Source organism: Geobacillus sp. B4113_201601 (assembly GCF_001587475.1).
Lineage (GTDB): Bacteria > Bacillota > Bacilli > Bacillales > Anoxybacillaceae > Geobacillus > Geobacillus icigianus.
In genome coordinates this window covers 1-23,382 of sequence record NZ_LQYX01000001.1, presented here as the reverse complement: position 1 = coordinate 23,382, position 23,382 = coordinate 1, and the positions used below count along the sequence as shown (strand labels likewise).

Sequence of the window (23,382 nt, the reverse complement as noted above, 5' to 3'; positions counted from 1 at the left end):
CCTGTTTGGCAGCCAAAAAGCGAGCCCCGCGGCGGCGCGGGGCCGAAGCGGCGCCGCCATGCGCAGCCGACCGAAAAAGCGGGACTACTTTGCGGCCGCTTGCAACATTGGAGCGTTGGCGGCAGCCGCTTTTTTCTGTTTCGCCACCGTTTCAAACGCCGCCATGGCAGCTTCATCATACGAAAGCCCGGATTGTTCGAGCGCTTGAATCGTTTCCACCATCAGTTTGTAGTTGTGCGGAATGACTTTAACAAACCGTTTCACATAAGCGTCCCACTCGTCAAGCACGAGCGAGGCCCGCGGACTCCCGGTATAGCGGAAATGGTTTTCGATCATCCGGCGGACGGCGCGAATTTCTTCCTCATTCTCGAGCCGTTCCAAGGAAACGAGCTCAAGGTTGGCTGCTTGCGTCCAGCTATCTTCATCAGCGAGAACGTAGGCGATGCCCCCCGACATGCCAGCGGCGAAGTTTTTGCCGACCGAGCCGAGGATGACGACACGGCCGCCGGTCATGTACTCACAGCCGTGGTCGCCGACGCCCTCGACAACGGCATGGACGCCGCTGTTGCGCACGCAGAACCGCTCGCCGGCGCGGCCGCGAATATACGCCTCGCCGCCCGTCGCTCCGTAGAAGGCGACGTTGCCGATAATGACGTTGTCCGCTGCCGCAAACGGCGCCTCATCCGGCGGACGGACGATCACTTTGCCGCCGGAGAGTCCCTTGCCGACGTAATCGTTCGCGTCGCCGACAAGCTCGAGCGTCATCCCTTTCGGCACAAACGCCGCGAAGCTCTGCCCTGCCGATCCGGTGAAGCGGAGGCGGATCGTATCATCCGGCAATCCTTCTTCGCCGTACCGTTTCGAAATTTCGCTGCCGGTCATCGCTCCGACCGTCCGATGGACGTTGCGGATCGTAAGTTCAAGCGCAACCGGCTCCCGGTTTTCGAGCGCCGGCTGCACCGCCGGCAAAATCGTCGTATAGTCAAGCGTTTCTTCCATGCGATGGGTTTGTCCTTGGCCGCAAGTGCGCGGGCCGTCGACTTGGTGCAGCAGGCGCGACAAGTCGAGATGTTTCGCTTTCCAATGCGTTTTCGCCCGCTCACTCACTGTCAGCACATCGACGCGGCCCACCATCTCGTCGATCGTGCGGAAGCCGAGCTCGGCCATGATCTCCCGCACTTCCTGAGCGACAAAATACATGAAGTTGACGACATGTTCCGGTTGGCCGGTAAATTTTTTGCGCAGCTCCGGATTTTGCGTCGCCACCCCGACCGGACATGTATCCAGATGGCAAACGCGCATCATGACGCAGCCCAACACGACGAGCGGCGCCGTCGCAAACCCAAATTCCTCGGCGCCAAACAGCGCCGCCATCACAACGTCGCGGCCGGTCATCAGTTTGCCGTCGGTTTCCAACACGACGCGGTCGCGCAAGCCGTTGAGCATCAGCGTCTGGTGTGTTTCCGCCAAACCGAGCTCCCATGGAAGCCCTGCGTGCTTAATGCTCGTCTTCGGCGACGCGCCCGTGCCACCGTCATAACCGCTGATGACGATGACATCGGCGTTCCCTTTCGCCACGCCGGCCGCAATCGTGCCGACGCCCGCTTTGGCGACGAGCTTAACGCTGATGCGCGCGTCTTTGTTCGCATTTTTTAAGTCGTAAATGAGCTGAGCCAAATCTTCGATCGAGTAAATGTCATGGTGCGGCGGCGGAGAAATGAGCTCCACCCCCGGCGTCGAGCCGCGCACTTTGCCGACCCACGGGTACACTTTGTTGGCCGGAAGCTGCCCGCCTTCGCCTGGTTTTGCACCTTGGGCCATTTTAATTTGCAATTCGTCGGCGTTGACCAAATAATGACTTTTCACGCCAAAACGCCCGGAAGCGACCTGCTTGATCGCGCTGCGGCGCCAGTCGCCGTTTTCGTCCTTCACATAGCGAGCCGGATCTTCCCCGCCTTCACCGCTGTTGCTTTTTCCACCGATCCGGTTCATGGCAATCGCCAACGCCTCATGCGCCTCTTGGCTGATCGAGCCAAACGACATCGCTCCGGTTTTGAAGCGGCGGACAATCGACTCGACCGGCTCGACTTCGTCAATCGGCACCGGCGTCCGGTTCGGATCGAAGTCGAACAAGTTGCGCAAGAACGTCAACTGTTCTTCATTGGCCAGTTTCGAATATTGCTTATAAAGATTGTAATCATTTTTCCGGCACGCCCATTGCAACAAATGGATCGTCTTCGGATTGAACGCGTGATGTTCGCCGTTGCGCCGCCATTGCAGCTCGCTGCCGGTATCGAGCACATGATCTTCGTGCCGGGCGGCAAATGCCGCTTCATGGCGCATTTTCGCCTCTTTGGCGATTTCCTCAAGCCCGATGCCGCCAATTTGCGAGGCGGTGCCGGTGAAGTATTGATCAATGACGGCGTCGCCGATGCCAACCGCTTCAAAAATTTGCGCACCGCGGTAGCTTTGCACCGTCGAGATGCCCATTTTTGACATCACTTTGACCACACCGTCAACAGCCGCCTTCCTATACGTGCTCACCGCGTCACGGTACGACAAGGCAATGACGCCGTTTTCGGACGCCTGGCGGATCGTCTCGAGCGCCAAGTACGGGTTGATGGCATCCGCCCCGTAGCCGATCAGCGCCGCAAAATGATGGACTTCGCGCGCCTCGCCGCTTTCGACCAGCAGGCTGACGTTTGTGCGCGTCCCGTTCCGGATCAGGTGTTGATGAAGCCCGCTCACCGCCAGCAACACCGGAATCGCCACATGCGTCTCATCAACGCCGCGGTCGGACAAAACGAGAAGCGTTGCCCCGTTCGCGATCGCTTCGTCCGCTTTGGCAAACAACTCATCCAACGCTTGCTTCAAGTCATCCGTAAACAGCGTCGGCAGCACCACACATGTAAACTCCGGATACGGATTGGCTTTTAACGCGGCCAATTCTTCGTTCGTCAATAGCGGCGTCTCAAGGCGAATGCGCCGCGCCGCTTTGGCGTCTGGATGCAAAATGTTCCCTTCTTTGCCGAGCAGCGTCATCGTTGACGTGACGACATACTCGCGAATCGCGTCAATCGGCGGGTTCGTGACTTGGGCAAACAGCTGCTTGAAGTAGTTGAACAAGCTTTGCGGCCGCTCGGACAATACGGCCAACGGGGCATCCATGCCCATGGCGCCGGTCGGGTCTTTTCCTTCCGTCGCCATCGGCAAAATCGTTTTTTCCACATCTTCAAACGTGTAGCCGAACGCTTTTTGCCGTTTGACAAGCTGCTTCGGCGCTTCGACGTCCTCCGGAATCTCCAGATCGCCAAGCGTGATCATTTGCTCATTGATCCATTGGCGATACGGCTTTTCATGAGCGATTTCTTCTTTAATTTCCTGGTCAGAAATGATCCGCCCTTGCTCTAAATCAACAAGCAACATTTTCCCCGGGCTCAGCCGTTCCTTATATAAAATGTTGTTCGGATCGATATCAATGACGCCGACTTCGGACGAGAAAACAATGTAATCGTCTTTCGTGACGTAATAGCGGGCCGGGCGCAAGCCGTTCCGGTCCAAAATAGCTCCGATTTGCTTGCCGTCGGTGAACGAAATCGCCGTCGGGCCGTCCCACGGCTCCATGAGACAGCTATGATACTCGTAAAACGCCTTTTTCGCGTCATCCATTTGTTCATCCCAAAACCACGGTTCCGGAATGAGCATCATCGCCACATGGGCCGGATTACGGCCAGCAAGGACGAAAAATTCAAACGCATTGTCCAAAATCGACGAGTCGCTCCCGTTTGTATCCAAAATCGGCAACACTTTTTCCAAATCGGTGCCGAACGTTTCGGACACAAATTGCTTCTCGCGCGCCGCCATCCAGTTGACATTGCCGCGGAGCGTGTTAATCTCGCCGTTATGAATCAAATAGCGGTTCGGATGGGCCCGCTCCCAGCTTGGGAACGTGTTCGTGCTGAAGCGCGAGTGCACGAGGGCGAACGCCGAGCGGAACCGTTCATCCTGCAAATCCAAATAAAACGCATCGATTTGTTCCGGCGTAAGCAGCCCTTTATAGACAATCGTCCGGCTCGAGAAGCTCGCTACATAGCACTCGTTGTGTTCCACCCATTTTTCGAACTGTTTGCGGATCACATACAGCTTCCGTTCAAACGCCAGCTCATCGGCCGCATCATCCCCTGCCGCGACAAACACTTGACGAATGAACGGTTGGCTTTGCCGCGCCAGCTTGCCAAGCTTGGTGCCGTCAACCGGCACGGTCCGCCAGCCGAGCAGCTGTTGTCCTTCCTGGGCGATGATTTCATTTACTTTTGCTTCATAATACGCCCGTTTTTCTTCATTTTCCGGCAAAAAGAACATCCCGACCCCATAGCGCCCTTTTTCCGGCAAGTTCATCCGAATGCACACGTCTTGAAAATATTCGTGAGGAATTTGCGTCATAATGCCCGCGCCGTCGCCCGTTTCCGGATCGCTTCCCTGCCCGCCCCGATGTTCAAGCTGACGGAGCATATGGAGCGCTTTTTCGATCACATCATGCGATGCTTTTCCTTTTAAATGCGCATAAAACCCGATCCCGCACGCGTCATGTTCAAATTCCGGACGATACAGCCCTTGCGCTTTCGGTAATCCGTAGTGTTTCATGCTGCCTTCCCCTCCCGTTCCGAATTGTCTGTAATATTCATTGTAGTTTTCAAAATTAATATAAACAATATATAATTTAGATAAAATTGATCTCATTTCGCGATCAATGAAAAAGGAGAGGAAACAATGGAGCTGCGGCAGTTGCAATATTTTGTGGAAGTCGCCCGGCGCGAACATGTCTCTGAAGCCGCCGATGCCCTTCATGTCGCGCAGTCGGCGATCAGCCGGCAAATCGCCAACTTAGAAGCAGAGCTTGGCGTCCAGCTCTTTGAACGGGAAGGACGGAACGTCAAGCTCACTCCGATCGGCCGCCATTTTTTGCCGCACGCCGAAGCGGTGTTAAAAGCGGTTGAGGATGCAAAGCAACAAATTGAGGAGTATTTGGATCCGGAGCGCGGAACGATTAAAATCGGGTTCCCGACCAGCCTCGCGAGCCATATGATGCCGATGGTCATCTCCGCCTTTAAAGCGGAACACCCAAACGTCTCGTTCCATCTCCGCCAAGGATCGTACTATTATTTAATCGAAGCGGTGAAAAAGCGGGAAATTGATTTGGCCTTTCTTGGCCCCATTCCCGCGCGCGAAATGGGCATTAAAGGGGAAATTTTATTTTCCGAACCGTTTGCCGCCCTCTTGCCGAACAGCCACCCGCTCGCTCGCCGCGACCGGATCGTGTTGAACGAACTGCGCCACGACCCGTTTGTCACGTTTCCCAAAGGATACATTTTGCATCAAATTTTAATCGACGCCTGTCATCAAGCGGGGTTTTCCCCGAACATCTCCTCGGAAGGCGAGGATCTCGACGCCATTAAAGGGCTCGTCTCCGCCGGCATCGGCGTCACTCTGCTGCCGGAAAGCGCCTTGTCGGAGAGCCTCCTCCGCTACGCCGCCAAAGTGCCGATCGAAACTCCGCAAGTGCGGCGCAACGTCGGCATCATCATCTCCGACCATCACGAGCTCGCCCCGTCGGTGAAAGTGTTTTACCGGTTTGTGAAAAATTTTTTCTCCGAGCTGGAGCGGTATCAGCTTGGGTAGGAAGCCCGAACGAAAAGGGAAGGGGAGATGCCGCTTCCCCCTCCCGCTAAACAACATGAGAGCGTTCGTTTCACCAGCTTTTATTTTTCAATTTTTACCATTTGTTTCACTGCTTCGCAAGCCTGTACGACCTCTTCCAACGGTTTTCCTAGCCCCGCCTCAACAGCGGCGATATACGCCCCTTCCACCAAGGGGGCGTCAGCGATTCGGACCCGCTCTTTTCCACCTGCCATCTCAAGAGCCAGTTCAGCGTTTAGCAGAGCGCTTCCAAGGTCGAACAAAACAACGGTCCCTTTTTCAGAATAAACTGATTCGATTGCCTCCTGTATACGAAGGGCATTCGTTCCAATTTCGCCATTGTTGCCTCCCGCTGCGGCAATGCCCACATTTGGAGCTACTTGTTCCAACAACTTCTTCAATCCTTCGGCGATTTCTTCACTATGAGAAACTAATACAAGACTGACATGGTTCATCCATAAGCCCTCCCTATAAGGTTGGTGAAAAACCGCTGTTTTCCTTGATCAATGGGTGAACGGATGAAAATAAGGGCTGGTGCTGCCAAGGTTTTTCTACTTGAGAAACGATCCCGGGAAGCGGTTGCGCGAGTCAATCACCTGCTCCCTATGACTCAACAACCTTAGCGAAAGCAATAAACAATAAGCAGCTAGACGCCGAACCAGGATCAATATGGCCGATCGAACGTTTCCCTAAATAAGCGGCACGCCCCTTTTTCGCCTCCAATGTTTTCGTTTCTTCCATTTTTTGTTGTGCCAATTGTGCTGCCTCTCTAGCAAGCAGCTGTCCTTTTTCTTGCAAAAACATCACGACTGGCTCCCACACATCAATCATTGTCTTTTCACCGACCTGCGCCTTTCCACGCGCTTTCAGCCCAGCCAATGCTTCTCCTAATGCCGCAATCCATTCTTGCTCATTTCCTTCTTGTTTACCAGCAAGGACTTGGGACATTTTTAAAAAAGCCGTCCCATATAACGGCCCTGAAGCTCCCCCAACTTTGGCAATCAAAGTCATGGCCACATCTTTCAACAGTGTTCCGAGATCTTCATAGCGATTTGAAGAAATTTTATCCACCGCTTCTTGAAATCCCCGAGCCATATTCCATCCGTGGTCGCCGTCACCGATCGCTTGATCCAACTCAGTTAAATACTGTTTCTGTTGCTGAAAAAGTTCATTCATTTGATCAATCCATGCTTTTGCTTGCTCTACGCCTAAATTCATCTTCTGCCCTCCTTCCGCTCAGCATGTCTTAAAGGCTACTGTATCAGCCGGCGAACGAAGCAAGTCGATCAGCTCGTCATCGAGCTTCAACAGCGAGATGGAGCACCCCGCCATTTCCAATGAGGTCATATACTCCCCGACAAACGTCTCATGAATACGAATCTGCTTTTCTGCTAACCGCTCAGCAACACGTTTATGAACAATATACAGCTCCATCAAAGGGGTAGCTCCGAGTCCATTGATCATGACCGCCACTTGATCTCCTTGATCGAGTTTCATATCTTCAACAATGCGGGCAAGCAATCCGTCCGCAACATGCTCGGCTGGCTGAACGCTGACTTTCTCAATTCCCGGCTCCCCATGAATGCCGATTCCTACTTCCATCTCATTCTCACCTAACACAAACCCTGGCGTTCCAGCAGCCGGCACAATACAAGGGCTGATGGCCACCCCCATGGAACGGACTCTTTGGATGGCTTTTTTTGCTGCTGCTTCCACTTCTTCGAGCGAAGCCCCGCGTTCCGCCAATGCTCCAGCAATTTTATGGACGAACACCGTTCCCGCTATCCCACGACGTCCTGTCGTAAACGTGCTGTCTTCGACCGCCACGTCATCATTTACAATCACTTTCGCGATCCGGATTCCTTCGGCCTCAGCCAATTCAGCAGCCATTTCAAAATTCATCACGTCACCGGTATAATTTTTAATGATGAGCAATACTCCATTCCCGCCATCTACGGCTTGAATAGCGGACAAAATTTGATCTGGCGTCGGCGACGTAAACACTTCCCCACAAACAGCTGCATCAAGCATTCCCTTTCCGACGTACCCGGCGTGTGCCGGCTCATGGCCGCTTCCGCCACCACTCACAATCCCAACTTTCCCTTTCACTGGAGCATCCTTCCGGACAATCACATTCGTTCCCGGAATTCGTCTCACTTGTCGAGAATGAGCAGCCACAAATCCTTCCAACATATCATCCACTACCCGTAGCGGATCATTGATCAATTTTTTCAAGATTCCTCTCCCCTTCAATCAAGAATCATCAAAACGAACCCCAAACAGAACTAGTCGCCCGGTAAAATCGAGATGGTTCCTGATCAAGCCAGCCGCACTACCATCCGGCCGCGCAGCTCTCCACGCAAAATGCGCTTAAGCGCCTGCGGCAATTCAGCGAGCGAAATCTCTTTGGCAATCCGCTCCAAATCCGGCTTCAAATCGCCAGCGAGCCGTTCCCAAATGCGAAGCCGCAAATCCATCGGACAATAGACCGAATCGATGCCAAGCAAGCTGACGCCGCGCAAAATGAATGGGTAGACCGTTGTCGGCACGTCCGCTCCTCCCGTCAATCCGCTTACCGCCACGGCCCCGCCGTAACGGATGCGGCTTAGCACGGTCGCCAGCGTCCGGCCGCCGACCGGATCGACCGCCGCCGCCCAGCGCTGCTGATCGAGCGAGCGAATGCGCTCGGCGGTGACGTCTTCGCGCGCCAACACTTTCTTGGCGCCAAGGGCGCGCAAATAATCGTGCTCCGCCGCTTTGCCTGTGCTCGCCTCTACCGTGTAGCCGCGCTTCGCGAGCATCGACACCGCCAGACTGCCGACGCCGCCCGTCGCCCCCGTAACGAGCACCGGCCCGTGTTCCGGCGTCAGCCCGTGCTCCTCAAGCCGATGGATGGACAACGCCGCCGTGAACCCCGCCGTGCCGATCGCCATCGCTTCTTTCAACGTCAACCCTTTCGGCAATGGCACGAGCCAGTCGCCGGGCAAACGCGCATACTCGCTGTAGCCGCCAAAGTGGGTGACGCCAATTTCATAGCCGGTAGCGACCACCTCATCCCCTTCAAGGAACCGCGGATGTTGCGACGAGACGACGACTCCGGCCAAGTCAATCCCGGGCACGAACGGATACGTTTTCACAATTTTGCCGTCCGGGATCGACGCCAGCCCGTCTTTGTAGTTGACGCTTGAATAATGGACGCGGACGACGACATCCCCTTCCGGCAAATCGTCCATCGAGATCGTTTTCACCTCAGCTGTAAACTCCGTTTCCGTTTTGTTGACAACAAACGCTTGAAATGCGGACATCATTTCCTCACCCTTTCCCCATGCATTTTTCCCTCATGTCATTCGACAAACAGACGCTACATTCCTTTCTGAACCAAGAAAACCATCACTTCGGCTTGTGGGCGTAGGCGAGTGATGAATAAACCTCTCATGAACGTCCTCCCTACCCTTCCTTGATTTCTTTTGCTAAACTGGAAACAAACGCATCCTTAAAATGAAAGAGGGGGAAACAGTGGGCAATATCCCTGACCCGAACAAAATTTACACGTACGCGGACTGGAAAACATGGGAAGGTCGCTGGGAACTGATCAATGGAAAAGCCTATAATATGACCCCTGCTCCATCTTCGGAACATCAATTTGCAGTCGGAAAATTGTATTTTGCTTTGCGCCATGTTTTCCAAAACCAACATTGTTACGTCTTTATGGCGCCGTTTGATGTATTCCTTAGCAAAAAGGAAACGTATGAACCCCCTGATGACATTGTCCAACCCGATATTGTGGTGATTTGCAATAAAAAACAGATTGTCAAAAAAGGGGGTTACGGGGCGCCTGCGCTAGTTGTTGAAGTCTTGTCACCTTCAACCGCTTTAAAAGATTACAACGAAAAATTTTATACTTACCAACACTATGGCATTGCGGAATATTGGATCGTCGATACAGCTAACAAAATGCTTCATGTATACAATTTGCACAAAGGGGTCTATCAACGGCATGCCACATACGGGCAACAAGACACGCTGCATTCCGTACAATTTAAGGACTTAGCTATTCCATTAACGTATGTATTTGAATGGAGTTAAAACGGTTCTGACCATTCAGTGTTCATGATCGATCTTTCGTCAAACAGACAGAAATCGATGATCGGGCAGACGCTCCTAAAAATCTCCCCTCCCGAAACCCAAGCGCATAGGCGGAAGAACATTCTGCCCCCGCGGCAGCCGTGTCATACCGTATTTTTCTAAACAGCCGCACAAAAGCAAACAAAACGCCAGCCCGTCGACCCAAGCTGGCGTTTGTCCTTCTTCTTATTGAATGGCTGCTAACGCCTCTGTTAAGACGCGGACAAGGAGCGACAGTTCGTCATCACTGATGCAAAGTGGCGGCGACAAGGTGAGCACGTTGTTGTACCCGGCGACCGTCGTTCCGTTTTTGCCGATGATGACGCCATGGGCTTTGCATTGGCTGATTACTTGGTTGACGAGCGACACATCAAGCGGCTCTTTCGTCGCTCGGTCGACGACCAACTCAATGCCGACAAGCAGTCCTCTTCCGCGCACATCCCCGACGTACGGATGATCGGCCAGTTTCGTTTTCAGTGCCGAAAGCAGCCATTCGCCGGCTTCACGGGAACGGTCAAACAAGCGCTCCGTCTCCATGATTTCGATGTTTTTCAGCGCCACCGCACAAGCAGCCGGGTGGCCGCCAAACGTATTGACATGGCGGAAGTAATCGTATTCGTCCGTTCCTTTAAACGCCTCATAAATCTCTTTCCGCACCGCCGTGGCCGCCAGCGGCAAGTAAGCGCTCGTAATGCCTTTGGCCATCGTAATGATGTCTGGCTTAACCTCTTCATGCATGAACCCGAACGGCTTCCCGGTTCGGCCGAAACCGCAGATGACCTCATCGACAATGAGCAAGGCGCCGTGCTTTTCACATACTTCCTTGACCGCTTTCATGTATCCATCGGGCGGCATCAGCACCCCGCCGCCAGTGATGATCGGCTCCATGATCATGGCGGCAATCGTCTCACTCAGCTCCCACGTCATCACATCGTCAACTGCTTTCACGGCCCGAAGCTGGCGCGGATCGTCCGCTGTGTCAGGATCGCGGTAGCGATCAGGCGGCGGCACATGGATGAAGCCCGGGGCGAGCGGCTCGTATTTGTATTTCCGTTGCGCCTGCCCGGTCGCCGCAAGCGCTCCCATCGAGTTGCCATGATACGCCCGGTAGCGGGAGACGATTTTGTATCGGTGGGGTTCTCCGCGTTGCTGATGGTATTGGCGGGCGATTTTAAACGCCGTTTCGTTCGCCTCTGACCCGCTGTTTGAGAAGAAGATGACATACTCATCGCCCAACAGTTCGCTGAGCTTTTCGCCGAGCTGGATCGCCGGCAGGTGGCTTTGCGTGAGCGGGAAATACGCCAGCGTTTTCAGCTGCTCATACGCCGCCTCCGCCAGCTCCTCGCGCCCATACCCGACGTTGACGCACCAAAGCCCGGCCATCGCATCCAAATACTGACGGCCAGCTGCGTCCACCACCCAACAGCCTTTTGCTTGGTCCGCAATCAGCGTTGCTTGTGGGTTATACGGCTTCATCGAATGCCAAACGTATCGATCGTCTTTGTCGAGCCACAGTTGGTGGGTTGGTTCGGTTTTCATCACCGCTTGGCTCCCTTCCATTGGAAATCGTTCTATTTTACAGCCATTATCGCTCATCCCGCACCACGGTTCATTAGACAAAGTGTAAAAATAGTCGTTTCATCCGTTCCACAGTTTGACTACCATTTTCACCCTAAACCACTAGGAGACCGGCGATTACATCGTGCATACCGCTTCTCGGCATTGTTTCTTAAATAAAAAAACTTGAAACACTGTACACATTTATTCATTGAACAAAGGAAACCACTGCTTTTCACCAGCCCTCTAGAGACGAATCTCTGCTAGGACTGCGTCCATCCCTCTAGGGCTATGGCCTTTACTCGGCTCCAAGCGCGGCCCTCCGTTGCCCATGCATCTCCCCGCCGCTCATCAAGTAGTCGTACGCTTGGAGCATCAACTCGAGAGCCAACCGCTTGTCCGCTTCCATGAAATCAGTCCCAAGGAATCTTTCTAGCTTTTCCATGCGGTGGTACAACGTCTGCCGGACAATAAACAGCCGCCTCGCCGTTTCTTGTTTTGAGCCGTTGCACTGCAAATACACCTTAAGCGTTTCAAGCAGCTTTCCATTATGTTTCCGGTCATACTCGATAATCGGGCCTAAATAGCTGCCTACCATTTCACGAAGATCGCTATATTTATCAAGCACCGTGATCATCCGATACAAATCAAGGTCATTATAAAATAGGCTGGTCGATTTCCCCTTCATCCGGCTCCGAATGGTCAGCGCCTCGAGCGCGGCCGCATAACTTTTCTTCATCGCCGAAAGGGACTTGACAAACGTCCCAACGCCGACGAGCAAATGAGGAAGTCTCGTTGGGACAAACTCTGACTCCATAAGACACCTGATACTTTCCGCGATCCGGCTTTTCCACGTCGCCTCATCCCGTTGATTGATTGCGATAAACGCCAAGTGCCGTCCCATGTCGGATGAAAGCAGAAAAAAACCACGCTGCTCAAACACCGACCGACACAACAGCTTAAAGTATGTCGAATCGAAATTTCCTTTTTGGCCGGCCCCTTCTGCTTTGCACACCCACACAACTCCCCCGTTGATTTGGTAATATGGAAAATAATGAGACAAATAAGACGAAACCTCTTCTTCCGTATACTTCCCTTCCATCCATCCCTTCACCCATTCGTTTTCTTCCGTCCGCCGCTTTTCCTCAATGTAAAGATTCCGCAACAAGTGCTGTGCCAAGGCAGTAGCTGTTCGATCCAAAATCAGCACATCAAACTCATTGATGTCCCGATCGGTGGGGAGAAGGGCCAGTTCCGCATATTCCGTGCCAAACAAAGAAATCGGTTTCGAAACGGCGCCCGGCGGCAGGCTGGCTTCGGATGGAACACCGCTTTCGTTCCCCCGCTTCGGCCGTCCAGGGACATACTCAGCTTCCCCACCGTTCATTTTGAACATGACATCATGGCCTAGGCAGCGATGGAGAACTTTCAAAATGTCGCGATGATGGTGGATGGCCAGCAACTTTTTATTCAGCTCTTGGGAATAGGACTCAAGCTGGGAAATCATCTTATACTGCTGGTTAATTAAATAGGTATGAATATCATGGGTGATCTCAACGAACGGGACTTCCTCAAGAAAAAGAATAAGTGGGAAATGGTGCTGATCAGCCAACTCGATCGCCTCTTCCGGAATGGACGAAGCGTATGTTCCCAGTTCAATGCACAGCCCGGAGGCGTCACACTCAATCAATTGCTGAAGCAGCGACAAAAAGAGCGAATCGTCCTCCCGCCATCCAATTCCGGTAGACAAAATCAACTCCTTGCCGCGCAACAAGTTGCTGATTTTCGTCACCTCGACGACATGCACCCATTTGACCGTCCTGGACAATCCTTCCTTCCCTGCGACAACCATTGTATTTTCAAAATGTTTTCGCTGCAAAATATCAGCGACTGTAAAGGGAAAGTTGCCCCCCATCCTCTCCTCCCCTTTCTTTTAGCCTAATTTTTCATAAAAACATTCGAAATTTTATAGCCAAAATCCTTCTATCATGGGAGGCGTCTATTGACAAATTGTCCAATGATGCTCCATTTTTTGTTGGCACTTTGTCTAATGTACAAGACAGGATTTCCACTTACACTAAAAGCAATATTATGGTTTGACTATTTTGTAAATTCAAACTTCCTTGAGGGGGGAGTTCGGATGAATCATTCGAGCTTGCAAAAAGGATTGAAAGAACGTCATATGGCCATGATCGCCATCGCCGGGGTCATCGGCGCCGGTCTGTTTGTTGGAAGCGGAGCTGTCATCCACTCGACAGGACCAGGAGCCATTGTCTCTTACGCTCTAGCAGGTGCGCTCGTTGTGCTTGTTATGCGGATGCTCGGGGAAATGGCGGCAGCCCGCCCAACGAGCGGATCGTTCGCCGCTTACGCCCATGAAGCGATCGGCCCGTGGGCAGGATTCACGGTTGGGTGGCTGTACTGGTTCTTTTGGGTGATTGTCATTGCGATTGAAGCGAATGCGGGAGCGGCGATCATCCAATATTGGTTTCCTTCTATTCCGTTATGGCTCCTTAGCCTTGTTCTCACCATTTTGATGACGCTTACAAACATTTGGTCCGTGAAATCTTACGGGGAGTTTGAATATTGGTTCGCCTTCATCAAAGTAGCAAGTATCGTGCTTTTTCTCATTCTTGGCTTAGCGTTCATCTTCGGCCTTGCCCCGGGCAGCGATCCGGTCGGCTTGACAAATTTGACCGGCCACGGCGGGTTTATGCCGCATGGCATCGGTTCGATCCTTGTCGGAATCGTCATCGTCATTTTCTCGTTCTTCGGGACAGAAATCGTCACGATCGCCGCCGGCGAATCGGCCGAGCCGCAAGAAGCGGTGTCGAAGGCGACGAAATCGGTCACATGGCGGATTTTAGTGTTTTTCATCGGCTCTATCGCCGTTGTCGTCACATTGCTGCCGTGGAACTCGGCAAGTGTCTTGAAAAGCCCATTTGTTGCTGTATTGGAACACGTCGGCGTCCCTGCGGCCGCCCAAATCATGAACTTTATCGTATTGACCGCGGTATTGTCTTGCCTCAACTCCGGGCTGTACACAACGTCACGCATGTTGTACTCGTTGGCGGAAAAAGGCGAGGCGCCGAAATCGTTTTTGCGGCTGAACAAAAACGGCGTCCCAGTTCGAGCTGTTATCGCCAGCACGCTGTTTGGCTACATCGCCGTCATCATGAACTACGTTTCGCCTGATAAAGTGTTTCTCTTTCTCGTCAACTCTTCCGGGGCGATCGCGCTGCTCGTCTATTTAGCTATTGCTGTCTCGCAGCTCCGCCTGCGAAAAAAACTCGAACGTGAAACCAATGCTGCCTTAAAAATTAAAATGTGGCTGTTTCCATACTTGACTTATTTTACAATTCTTGTTTTGCTCGTCATCCTCGTTTCTATGCTATTCATTGAATCCATGGCTTCTCAGCTGTTGTTAACATTGCTCATTACCGTTGTCGTGATCGTTTGCTACTTCGTGTTTGCCCGGCGTCATCTTCAGCCAAACTACCAACCGCCAGCATCAACAGTCATAAAAGAGTAACGTTCATTATGGATGGATGAGCCTAGCGCCCATCACAAAGGGCGCTATTCCTTTTGAACAGCCCGTCTTCTCTGCTCACCCCCAACCACGTCCACACAGACATACAAACTTGACAACTTTTCAAACTTCCTCTCGCATTGGTATACATCGATTCCATTGCTATATATACTGATATTGAGAACAATTTCACAAACTAGGAGGCCGAAACTATGATCATTCATGAACTGATAGGGATAGAACATTTGTTTACCGAGCAAGTTCAAAAAGGCTATTACATTATTCGCGAAACGTACCAAAACGTACTCGTTGAACCAAAAGACGGCGACACCGTCCGGCAAGTGGACGCCGGCACGGAAGAAGTCGTCACCATCGTATTTGATCCCGGCGACGAATACTCCCTCATTCTCCTTGACACCTACACTTTCGCCGACGGCATCCCGTCTCTGGACGAGCTCAAAGAAACGATTGCCGCGGAATACGACGTCTTTGTCAATGACCGTTGGGCTGCGGCGTCGTTGTAAAAAACGCCCGAAACGATGGACAGCGGAGACAGCGTCTTTCATTCACGTAGTCAAGGAACCAGCCCGTTCGCCTAGCGAGCGGGCTGATTGTTCCGTTCGATCCGAAACACTTGAAAACCGATATCCAACTCCGTCTTCCCCGTTTCATAAACGATTTTCTCCCCCGCACGGCGAATGCGCTCACGACCGATGTCGCAAATCGTCCGAAACCCAGCCCGATATGCCGCTGACGTTTCCGCCAGCCGTTCAGGAAGCTGCACCATAATAAACGACCGCCGGCCGCCGTCTTCGGCGTTTTGCTGCATGACCGCATGGGCCGTTGTCGCCGAGCCGGAAAAAAAGTCGAGGATGACATCATCGTTCTTCGTCGTCAGTGCGATCATACGCTGAATCAGCTTGACGGGCTTCGGGTAATCCATCACCGCCACCCCGTTAAACAGCTCCTTCAGCTCCTTTTTCGCCTCCTGCGAGTGGGACACCTCATCATGCGTCCAGATCGTGAGCGGTGTCATCGTCGGTTTCACCTCGCGCAAAAACCGCTTTAAGCGCGGCACCCCGTTGCCGTCTTTACCAAACCAAATGCGGTTGTCCGCCGCCAACTCGGCAAAGCGCTCTTTCGTCACCCGCCAACAATACCCGTGGGGCGGCGAAACAATCCGGCCGCTTGGGGTCACGATGTCATAAATTTTTTCCGGAATCAGCGGGCCGACCGATAAATCACCGGACGTCCACGGACCGCGCGGGTCATTGTCCGGGTTGGCATACCGCCCGTCCGCTTCCGGATGGCGCGGCAAGCCGTACCAAGCGAGGCGGTCGATATCTTTCGCGTAACATAAAATGAAATCATGATTGCGCGAGGCGAATTTGTTCATATTCACCGGCGAAAACGCCCGCTGCCAAATGAACGTCGCAACGAAATTCCGCTCACCGAAAATTTCATCGCACACCTTTTTCAAATTCGCCTGCTCCGTATCATCAATAGAGATAAAAATCGCCCCTGTTTCAGCCAACAACGCCTTCGCCGCCCAAAGGCGAGGATACATCATGTTGAGCCAGCCGGCATGGGCACGCGCCTCTTCCCGTCCTAAACCTGAAGCGGCACGTTTTCGCTTGCGCCAATTGTCTTTGTACATCAACGCTTTTCCTGTATTATACGGCGGATCAATGTAAATCATCTGCACTTTTCCTTCATGCGAGGGGCGCAAAAGCTTTAACGCTTCCAAATTATCCCCTTCAATGTACCAATTGCTTGTCGTCTCCCACCTCTTGCTTTTTTCCCGGTCCAGCTGCAGCACTCCCGCAGCGGGCGCCTCCGCCAACCGCTTCGCCTCCGCTTTTCCTGGCCACGTGAACTCATACACTTCGTCCTCCGCCTGGCAGCCAAGCGCCTTTTTCAGCCGCTCCCAGTCGATCGCTTCGCCCGTCACCGCCTCCGGAAAAAGCTCTTTAACCAACTCAAGCCGCGCCCTCGCTGCTTTTTTCGCTCTCCTGCTGCCGTTTGCCATCGCACGCCCCCTCCCCCATGTCCGCGAAAAAGTGCTCGTGTTTCCATTATTTCGCCATGGCAAACGGTTTTCCTGCCTCCATTTCTAGCCGAAAAACAACCCCGCCTCCTGCGAACGGAAGCGGGGGTAGAATCCTCTAAACGAGGCCTTCCTCTTTCAAGCTATATTATTCCTTTATGATTTTTATGGCAACGGAGATGTTTCAATCCTCTAAACGAGGCCTTCCCCTTTCAAGAGCACCTTCATTTTACCATTGATTTTCCAAGGTGGCAAGAGGCCATTTTGCACACCCCTTCCACCCCTTTGAAAAATAAAATGTGGTTATGTCAACTTGTATGATTGACCAAAAACGTCAACTGTCCAACGACAAAAACGCAAAAATCTCCTTCACGGAAAAACGCACCTTGGGAAACATGGTCGATGCAGCCATCCCGTTGGCGACATCGTACACGTCTTCTAGCTGAAGCGACCTGCTCCCTTAAATCACCGGCATCGTAGTAAAACAGGCCATTTTATGAAGGAAGGCGGGCTGTTGCGGCCCGCCTGTTCTCATTTCAACCCTTCTTCCACCTGCTTGACCATCTCGGATACGGACGTCAATCCGCCTCCTGACAGATACCAATAGTTCGGATCCAAATACACGATCTGTCCGTTTTGATATGCCTTCGTCTTTTTCACAAGCGCGTTCTCAATGGTTTGCTTGGCTGTCGGCTTTCCTTCAACAACGGCATCGCGGTCAATGACAAACAAGTAATCTGGATTTTTTTCGGCAATGTATTCAAACGACACACTTTGTCCGTGCGGATTCGTTACTTTCAAATTCGGATCCGCGGCCGGGACGCCGAGCACATCATGAATGAGACCAAACCGTGATCCCGTTCCATACGCGCTTACTTTTCCTCCTGTCGTTAGAATAATCAACGCTTTCTTATCTCCCGCTTTCGCCTTCACTTCTTCGACTTGTTTCTCGATGTTTGCTAATTCCTCATCCACTTTTTTTTCTTTGCCGAATATTTGTCCGATTAGCTTCATATTGTTTGTGAACGAATCCCAATAATGCTGAGTGTCAATGCCCATGTACACGGTAGGACCTATTTCTTTGAACTTGTCATACAAATTGGCCTGCCGCCCGGAAATAAAAATAACATCAGGCTTTATTTCGCTTAACTTCTCAAAATCTGGCTCCATCAAACTTCCCACGTTTTGATACTCATTGCTTTTGTATTTTTCCAAGTATTTCGGAACGTTCATCTGCGGCAAGGCGGTCACTTTGACACCGAGCTTATCTAATGTGTCCAACACCCCGAAATCAAAGACAACCACTTTTTCAGGATTTTTCTTCACTTTCGCTTCTCCAAGCTGGTGCTTGATCGTCATTTCTTCTGCCTGTTCCGTTTTCTTTTCGTTATTCTTTCCGCTCGTGCCGCTACTTTCGCTCTTTGTTTGGCCGTTTCCGCATGCGGCCAACATGACGACAAGCAAGGCTACAACTAGCATCAGCCAACGCTGCTTCATTGGCTCTTACCCCCTTCAACAATGTTCTGTATATGTTGACGGCTTTCTTTTCCCACGGCAAGGGGCGCCCTTTCTTGCCAATGTTCCAAGGAAAGCCGGATCAACCTGTTGTACGTTACTGGAATAGGAGTGTATCCATGCGCTTCGCCAGTCTCCCGCATGGTGTTTCCAATCAAAACCCCTTGAAATGTCATCATTTTTTGTGATTTCCAGCGATCGAGCGATCGGTTGGTTTTCACCAGTCTCTTAAAACTACAGACAGATGCGGCTATTCCCGGCAGGCCCATTTGCGCCGCCGTAATCGCCAACCTTAAAAATACACACAGATGCGTCTATTCTCTATCGTTTGCACGCGCACATCCAAATCGTAAATACGGTGAAGAACCTCATTGCGCATGATCGATGAGACATCTCCTTCGCAGATGACCGTGCCATCTTTTAAAGCGACCATATGATCGGAATAACAGGAAGCAAAATTGATATCGTGCATCACAACGACAATCGTTTTGTTGAGCTCATCGACCAGCTGGCGCAACACTTTCATCATTTGCACCGCATGTTTCATATCCAAATTGTTCAACGGTTCGTCCAAAAAAATGTAATCTGTATCTTGTGCCAACACCATGGCGATATAGGCCCGCTGACGCTGTCCGCCGCTCAGCTCATCAATATACCGGTTTTGCAACTCTTCCAATTCCATATAGCGAATCGCTTCGCGCACATAGTTCCGATCTTCGCGCGTCAAACGGCCGCGCGAGTATGGAAAGCGGCCGAACGACACCAATTCGTTGACCGTCAGCCGGGCAGCGATATGATTGGACTGCTTTAAAATGGAAATTTTTTTCGCTAACTCTTCTGTTCGATAGCAACTGATTTCTTTTCCCTCAACCCAGATTTCTCCGTCATCTTTTGAAATCAAGCGGCTCATCATGGCAAGGAGCGTGCTTTTCCCCGCTCCGTTCGGTCCGATGAGCGACGTTAATTGCCGAGGCGGAACGGTTAAAGATACGCGATCGACGACCGTCTTTCCACCGTACCGCTTTGTCACTTGTTTCACCTCTACCATGCCTTTCGCTCCTTTATCAAGAGGTACAGAAAATACGCGCCCCCGACTATATTGACGATGACAGACAATGGCGTCGAAAACACAAACACTCTCTCGACGATCAGCTGACCACCAATCAGGGCAGCGATGCCAAACAGCCCCGCTCCCGCCAGCAAATACCGATGCTCATACGTTTGAAAAAACGCATACGCAAGATTGGCGACGATCAGTCCGAAAAACATGATGGGCCCGACAAGCGCTGTTGAAATTGAGACAAGCAGAGCCACCACCATCAACAATCGCTTGACGATCCGTTCATAGTCCACCCCCAAATTGATGGCGTGGTCTTTGCCTAGCGATAACACATCCAGCTCATGAAGGTGGCGATATGTATAGGCCGTGGCAGCGGCAATGCACCATCCAGCCGGCCAAAGCAAATCGGTTTTCATATTGTTGATGCTCGCAAACATTCGGTCTTGAATGATGGAAAACTCATTCGGATCAATCAAATATTGCAAAAACGACGTCACACTCTGCATAAACGTACCGAGAATCATCCCGACAAGCAAGATGAAATAGAGGTTTTGCCCCTCTCGACGAAATAAGAAAGAATACAACAAGACCGAAAACCCCATCATTGTGCCGGCTGAAAAAAGAAAGTGAGACGTGTCGCTCATCATCGTTAACGTCGTCGAACCGAAAAAAAACACAACAACGGTTTGCACCAGCATGTAAACCGCGTCCAAGCCGATGATGCTCGGCGTTAAGATTCGGTTGTGCGTCATCGTTTGAAATAAAACGGTCGACACTGCCCCTGCCCAACCGACAAACACCATCGCCATGATTTTTTCACCGCGCGAACGCAACACATATTCAAGATCGCCGCGCAAATGCGTAAACAAAAACAAAACGGCTAGTACAAGAACCAAAACGACAAGCACCGCTACTTTCATCCGCTTAGACATACCGCTTTGTTCTCCTTGCCAGCAAATATAGAAAAATGCCGCTCCCTATCACCCCGACCGTCAACCCAATCGGAATTTCATACGGATAGATGACCACGCGCCCCAATACATCACAAAGCAACACAAACAGCGCGCCAAACACCGCTGTCAGCGGCAACACTTTGCGCAAATGATCACCGTAATACATCGTTACAAGATTCGGAACGACCAAGCCCAAAAACGGCAGCGTCCCCACCGTCAGCACTTCAATCGCTGAAACGACCGCGACAATGAGCAGCCCCGCATACACAACCGATCGATAGCGAAGCCCTAAATTCGTTGCCATCTCCTCTCCCATTCCCGCGATCGTAAAACGATTGGCGTATGCATAGGCAAGACCCATCAGCGGGACGCTTACATACAACGTCTCGTAGCGCCCCTCCATCATCACGGAAAAGTCGCCGTGCAGCCAAGCGGAAAGCGATTGAATCAAATCGTACCTATAGGCCAAAAACATCGTCACTGAACCGATGATGTTGCCGAACATCAAACCGACAAGCGGTATGAACACGGAATCTTTATATTTGATGCGATCTAACATCGTCATGAACAGCAGCGTTCCGACAAACGCAAACACAACAGCTATAGCGGCTTTGACCAGCGGAGCCGCCGAAGCGAACAAAATCATGGACACCAGCAAGCCGAGCCGCGCCCAATCCATCGTTCCCGCGGTTGTCGGCGACACGAATTTGTTTTGGCTCAACTGCTGCATAATCAAGCCGCAAATGCTGACGCTTGACCCGGCAAGAAGAATGCTGATCAGCCGAGGCAAGCGGCTAATCAAGAAAATTTCCCAAGCCGCCTGGTCACCGGAAAGCAGCGCGCTGGGCGATAAATCATGAACGCCGACAAACAGCGAACCCATGGATAGGACAACAAGCAACAATATCCACTTTTTCATTTTTCCTCATCTCGTTTTCCATTCTGCCCCATACCCCCAACGGGACGGGATGAACCATTTTCCCAAAACAATCAGGATATAGTGATCGTCTTTATTAATAGAGAGTTTGTTTCCAAGCAGGCGGCGCTGCTATGACAATCGGCCTCTCCCGTCAACTCTGTATGCTTTTCAAATCAACTCCCTCCTGCTTACGTCTATCGCCGCCTTCTGCCAATTTTCTTGGCAATTTCTCAAAGAGAAAGATTATCATTTTCACATTTCATATTTTAATTGATAAAAATTATCATTGTCAATGTTTTTCATCACTTTTTCATCAATTTCTTGTCCTTTTTTCATCGACCAACAAAAACGAGATCCCTTTCCCCTTTTCTCCCTCGCACAAAAAAAGCGCCCTGCCTAACCGGCAGCGCACTTTCATCAACGTCTTATCCTTTGACAAACACCGTCTTGATCGCCGTGAAAAACTCAATGGCCGCCCGCCCTTGTTCCCGCGAATGGGAGCTCGACTGCTTCATGCCGCCAAACGGCGCTTGCAGTTCAACTCCTGCACTTTCTTCATTGATGCGAACGAGCCCGGCTTCAATATCTTGGATAAACGTCAACATTTTTCCGATGTTTTGAGTGAAAATTGAGGCGCTCAATCCAAACGGCGTGTCATTGGCTAACGCCAATGCTTCCTCAAACGTCTCCACTTTGATTAAGGCGAGCACCGGCCCAAAAATTTCCTCACGGGCGATCGTCATGTTCGGGGATACGTTCTCAAACACCGTCGGCTCCACATAAAAACCGGTACCGAACTCCCCGTCGTCCAAGCGGCGGCCGCCACAAAGCAATGTCGCCCCTTCTTCGATTCCTTTTTCGATATAAGAAAGCACCGTCTCCAACTGCTTCTGGCTGGCGCACGGCCCCATCCAAACGCCGTCCGCGAGTCCATTGCCGATGGTCAGTTCCTTGATCCTTGCCAACAACCGCCGTTTAAACGGTTCGTATATAGCGCTTTGCACAAAAACGCGGCTTGTCGCTGTACATTTTTGCCCCGTCGAACGCAGCCCGCCGCTAATCGTCGCTTCGACTGCGCGGTCAAGGTCAGCGTCCTCAAGCACAATGATCGGGTTTTTTCCGCCCATTTCCAGCTGATACTTTGCCCCTCTGGCCACCGCTTTTTGGGCGATCATTTTGCCGACGTCATTGGAACCGGTGAAGGTGATCGCGTGAATATACGGATGTTCGGCCATGGCGTTGCCGATCACCGACCCTTTCCCCATCACCAAGTTGACGACCCCGGCCGGCAATCCCGCTTCGTCCAAGCACTCCACGATTTTGGCCGCCGTGACCGCCGTTTCCTGGGCCGGCTTAAACACCACTGTATTTCCATAGATGATAGCGGGAGCAATTTTCCAAATCGGAATGGCGACCGGAAAGTTCCACGGCGTGATCACGCCGACCACTCCAAGCGGCACGCGGGTTGTCAACATGAGCGCCTCGCTGTCCGTAGAAGGAATGACCTCGCCGATGGACCGCATTCCTTCTCCAGCGTAGTAGCGCAAAATATTTACTCCTCGCTGCACCTCCCCTTTCGCTTCGGGGAGTGTTTTCCCCATCTCCCTTGTCACCGTTTCCGCAATCTCATCAAGCCGTTGCTCAAGAACGTCAGCTGCGCGGAACAAATACTCCCCGCGTTTTGGGCCGGACAATTTCCGCCATACCGGTTGCGCTCGTCCCGCCGCTTCGACCGCGGCGTTCAAGTCCTCGATGCCGGATTGCTGCACATAGCCAACAATATCGTAGGTATTGGCTGGGCTAATGCTCGGTTCGGTTTGGCTTGTGGATGAAGGGGTCCATTGGCCGTTAATGTAATTCAAATACGTTTGTCTTGCCGTTCCTGCCGTCATGATCCATTCTCCTTTCCGTGAAAATCCCCACCACTGGGTGAGTGCTGTATACGCTCCTGATCCGTGCGGGTATACTGAAAATGGCCAA

General features: G+C 52.0%; 18 protein-coding genes. 4 read left to right on the top strand and 14 right to left on the bottom strand.

Annotation, left to right across the window (positions count from 1 at the left end):
* Positions 1-84: 84 nt before the first annotated feature.
* Positions 85-4,644 carry a glutamate synthase large subunit gene (gltB, locus tag B4113_RS00090; protein ID WP_033022661.1) on the bottom strand — a complete coding sequence of 1,520 codons (4,560 nt, stop codon included), beginning with the start codon at positions 4,642-4,644 and terminating at the stop codon, positions 85-87.
* 126 nt (positions 4,645-4,770) lie between these two features.
* Between gltB and B4113_RS00085 the strand changes: the two genes are divergently transcribed.
* Positions 4,771-5,679, top strand: coding sequence for a LysR family transcriptional regulator (locus B4113_RS00085; protein ID WP_033022665.1), 909 nt, complete (start codon positions 4,771-4,773; stop codon positions 5,677-5,679).
* An 80-nt stretch (positions 5,680-5,759) separates the two neighbouring features.
* Here B4113_RS00085 and dhaM read toward each other — a convergent pair whose 3' ends face one another.
* The 4 genes from dhaM to B4113_RS00065 all read right to left on the bottom strand — a co-directional run bounded on the left by dhaM (position 5,760) and on the right by B4113_RS00065 (position 9,002).
* Positions 5,760-6,152 (bottom strand): dihydroxyacetone kinase phosphoryl donor subunit DhaM, encoded by a 393-nt coding sequence (dhaM, locus tag B4113_RS00080; RefSeq protein WP_033022666.1) that lies wholly within the window; start codon positions 6,150-6,152, stop codon positions 5,760-5,762.
* 148 nt (positions 6,153-6,300) lie between these two features.
* Entirely contained in the window at positions 6,301-6,915 is a 615-nt protein-coding gene (gene dhaL, locus B4113_RS00075; RefSeq protein WP_031410086.1) for a dihydroxyacetone kinase subunit DhaL, read from the bottom strand.
* Positions 6,916-6,933: 18 nt separating this feature from the next.
* Positions 6,934-7,932, bottom strand: a complete 999-nt coding sequence (gene dhaK, locus B4113_RS00070; RefSeq protein WP_033022668.1) for a dihydroxyacetone kinase subunit DhaK — start codon at positions 7,930-7,932, stop codon at positions 6,934-6,936.
* Positions 7,933-8,015: 83 nt separating this feature from the next.
* Entirely contained in the window at positions 8,016-9,002 is a 987-nt protein-coding gene (locus tag B4113_RS00065; RefSeq protein ID WP_033022701.1) for an acryloyl-CoA reductase, read from the bottom strand.
* Positions 9,003-9,213: 211 nt separating this feature from the next.
* On the opposite strand from B4113_RS00065, the gene B4113_RS00060 reads away from it, so the two are divergent.
* The gene (locus tag B4113_RS00060; RefSeq protein ID WP_081917065.1) at positions 9,214-9,783 is read left to right on the top strand and encodes a Uma2 family endonuclease; all 570 of its coding nucleotides are present in this window, start codon (positions 9,214-9,216) and stop codon (positions 9,781-9,783) included.
* A gap of 225 nt (positions 9,784-10,008) precedes the next feature.
* Here B4113_RS00060 and B4113_RS00055 read toward each other — a convergent pair whose 3' ends face one another.
* Together B4113_RS00055 and B4113_RS00050 are read right to left on the bottom strand one after the other, a co-directional pair.
* Positions 10,009-11,361 (bottom strand): aspartate aminotransferase family protein, encoded by a 1,353-nt coding sequence (locus B4113_RS00055; RefSeq protein ID WP_033022671.1) that lies wholly within the window; start codon positions 11,359-11,361, stop codon positions 10,009-10,011.
* A gap of 316 nt (positions 11,362-11,677) precedes the next feature.
* Positions 11,678-13,294, bottom strand: a complete 1,617-nt coding sequence (locus tag B4113_RS00050) for a PucR family transcriptional regulator (protein WP_033022673.1) — start codon at positions 13,292-13,294, stop codon at positions 11,678-11,680.
* 225 nt (positions 13,295-13,519) lie between these two features.
* Between B4113_RS00050 and gabP the strand changes: the two genes are divergently transcribed.
* Both gabP and B4113_RS00040 read left to right on the top strand, forming a co-directional pair.
* Positions 13,520-14,911, top strand: a complete 1,392-nt coding sequence (gene gabP, locus B4113_RS00045) for a GABA permease (protein ID WP_033022674.1) — start codon at positions 13,520-13,522, stop codon at positions 14,909-14,911.
* Between the two features lie 209 nt (positions 14,912-15,120).
* Positions 15,121-15,432 carry a hypothetical protein gene (locus tag B4113_RS00040; protein WP_033022676.1) on the top strand — a complete coding sequence of 104 codons (312 nt, stop codon included), beginning with the start codon at positions 15,121-15,123 and terminating at the stop codon, positions 15,430-15,432.
* Positions 15,433-15,503: 71 nt separating this feature from the next.
* Here the strand turns inward: B4113_RS00040 and B4113_RS00035 are convergent, their stop codons facing one another.
* From B4113_RS00035 to gucD, 7 genes are all read right to left on the bottom strand, one after another.
* Positions 15,504-16,937, bottom strand: a complete 1,434-nt coding sequence (locus tag B4113_RS00035; RefSeq protein WP_033022678.1) for a site-specific DNA-methyltransferase — start codon at positions 16,935-16,937, stop codon at positions 15,504-15,506.
* Positions 16,938-17,486: 549 nt separating this feature from the next.
* Positions 17,487-18,452: a siderophore ABC transporter substrate-binding protein gene (locus B4113_RS00030; RefSeq protein ID WP_033022679.1), complete on the bottom strand. Its 966-nt coding sequence runs from the start codon at positions 18,450-18,452 to the stop codon at positions 17,487-17,489.
* Positions 18,449-18,760, bottom strand: coding sequence for a hypothetical protein (locus B4113_RS00025; protein ID WP_033022681.1), 312 nt, complete (start codon positions 18,758-18,760; stop codon positions 18,449-18,451). Before B4113_RS00025 ends, B4113_RS00030 begins: the two co-directional genes overlap by 4 nt.
* Before the next feature lie 2 nt (positions 18,761-18,762).
* Positions 18,763-19,518 (bottom strand): ABC transporter ATP-binding protein, encoded by a 756-nt coding sequence (locus B4113_RS00020; RefSeq protein ID WP_033022683.1) that lies wholly within the window; start codon positions 19,516-19,518, stop codon positions 18,763-18,765.
* Complete coding sequence (locus B4113_RS00015) at positions 19,512-20,462, bottom strand: iron chelate uptake ABC transporter family permease subunit (RefSeq protein WP_033022685.1); 951 nt, start codon at positions 20,460-20,462, stop codon at positions 19,512-19,514. Before B4113_RS00015 ends, B4113_RS00020 begins: the two co-directional genes overlap by 7 nt.
* The gene (locus B4113_RS00010; protein ID WP_033022688.1) at positions 20,455-21,402 is read right to left on the bottom strand and encodes an ABC transporter permease; all 948 of its coding nucleotides are present in this window, start codon (positions 21,400-21,402) and stop codon (positions 20,455-20,457) included. The genes B4113_RS00015 and B4113_RS00010 overlap by 8 nt, the downstream gene beginning before the upstream one ends.
* A 425-nt stretch (positions 21,403-21,827) precedes the next feature.
* Positions 21,828-23,294 carry an alpha-ketoglutaric semialdehyde dehydrogenase GucD gene (gucD, locus tag B4113_RS00005; RefSeq protein ID WP_033022690.1) on the bottom strand — a complete coding sequence of 489 codons (1,467 nt, stop codon included), beginning with the start codon at positions 23,292-23,294 and terminating at the stop codon, positions 21,828-21,830.
* Positions 23,295-23,382: the final 88 nt, after the last annotated feature.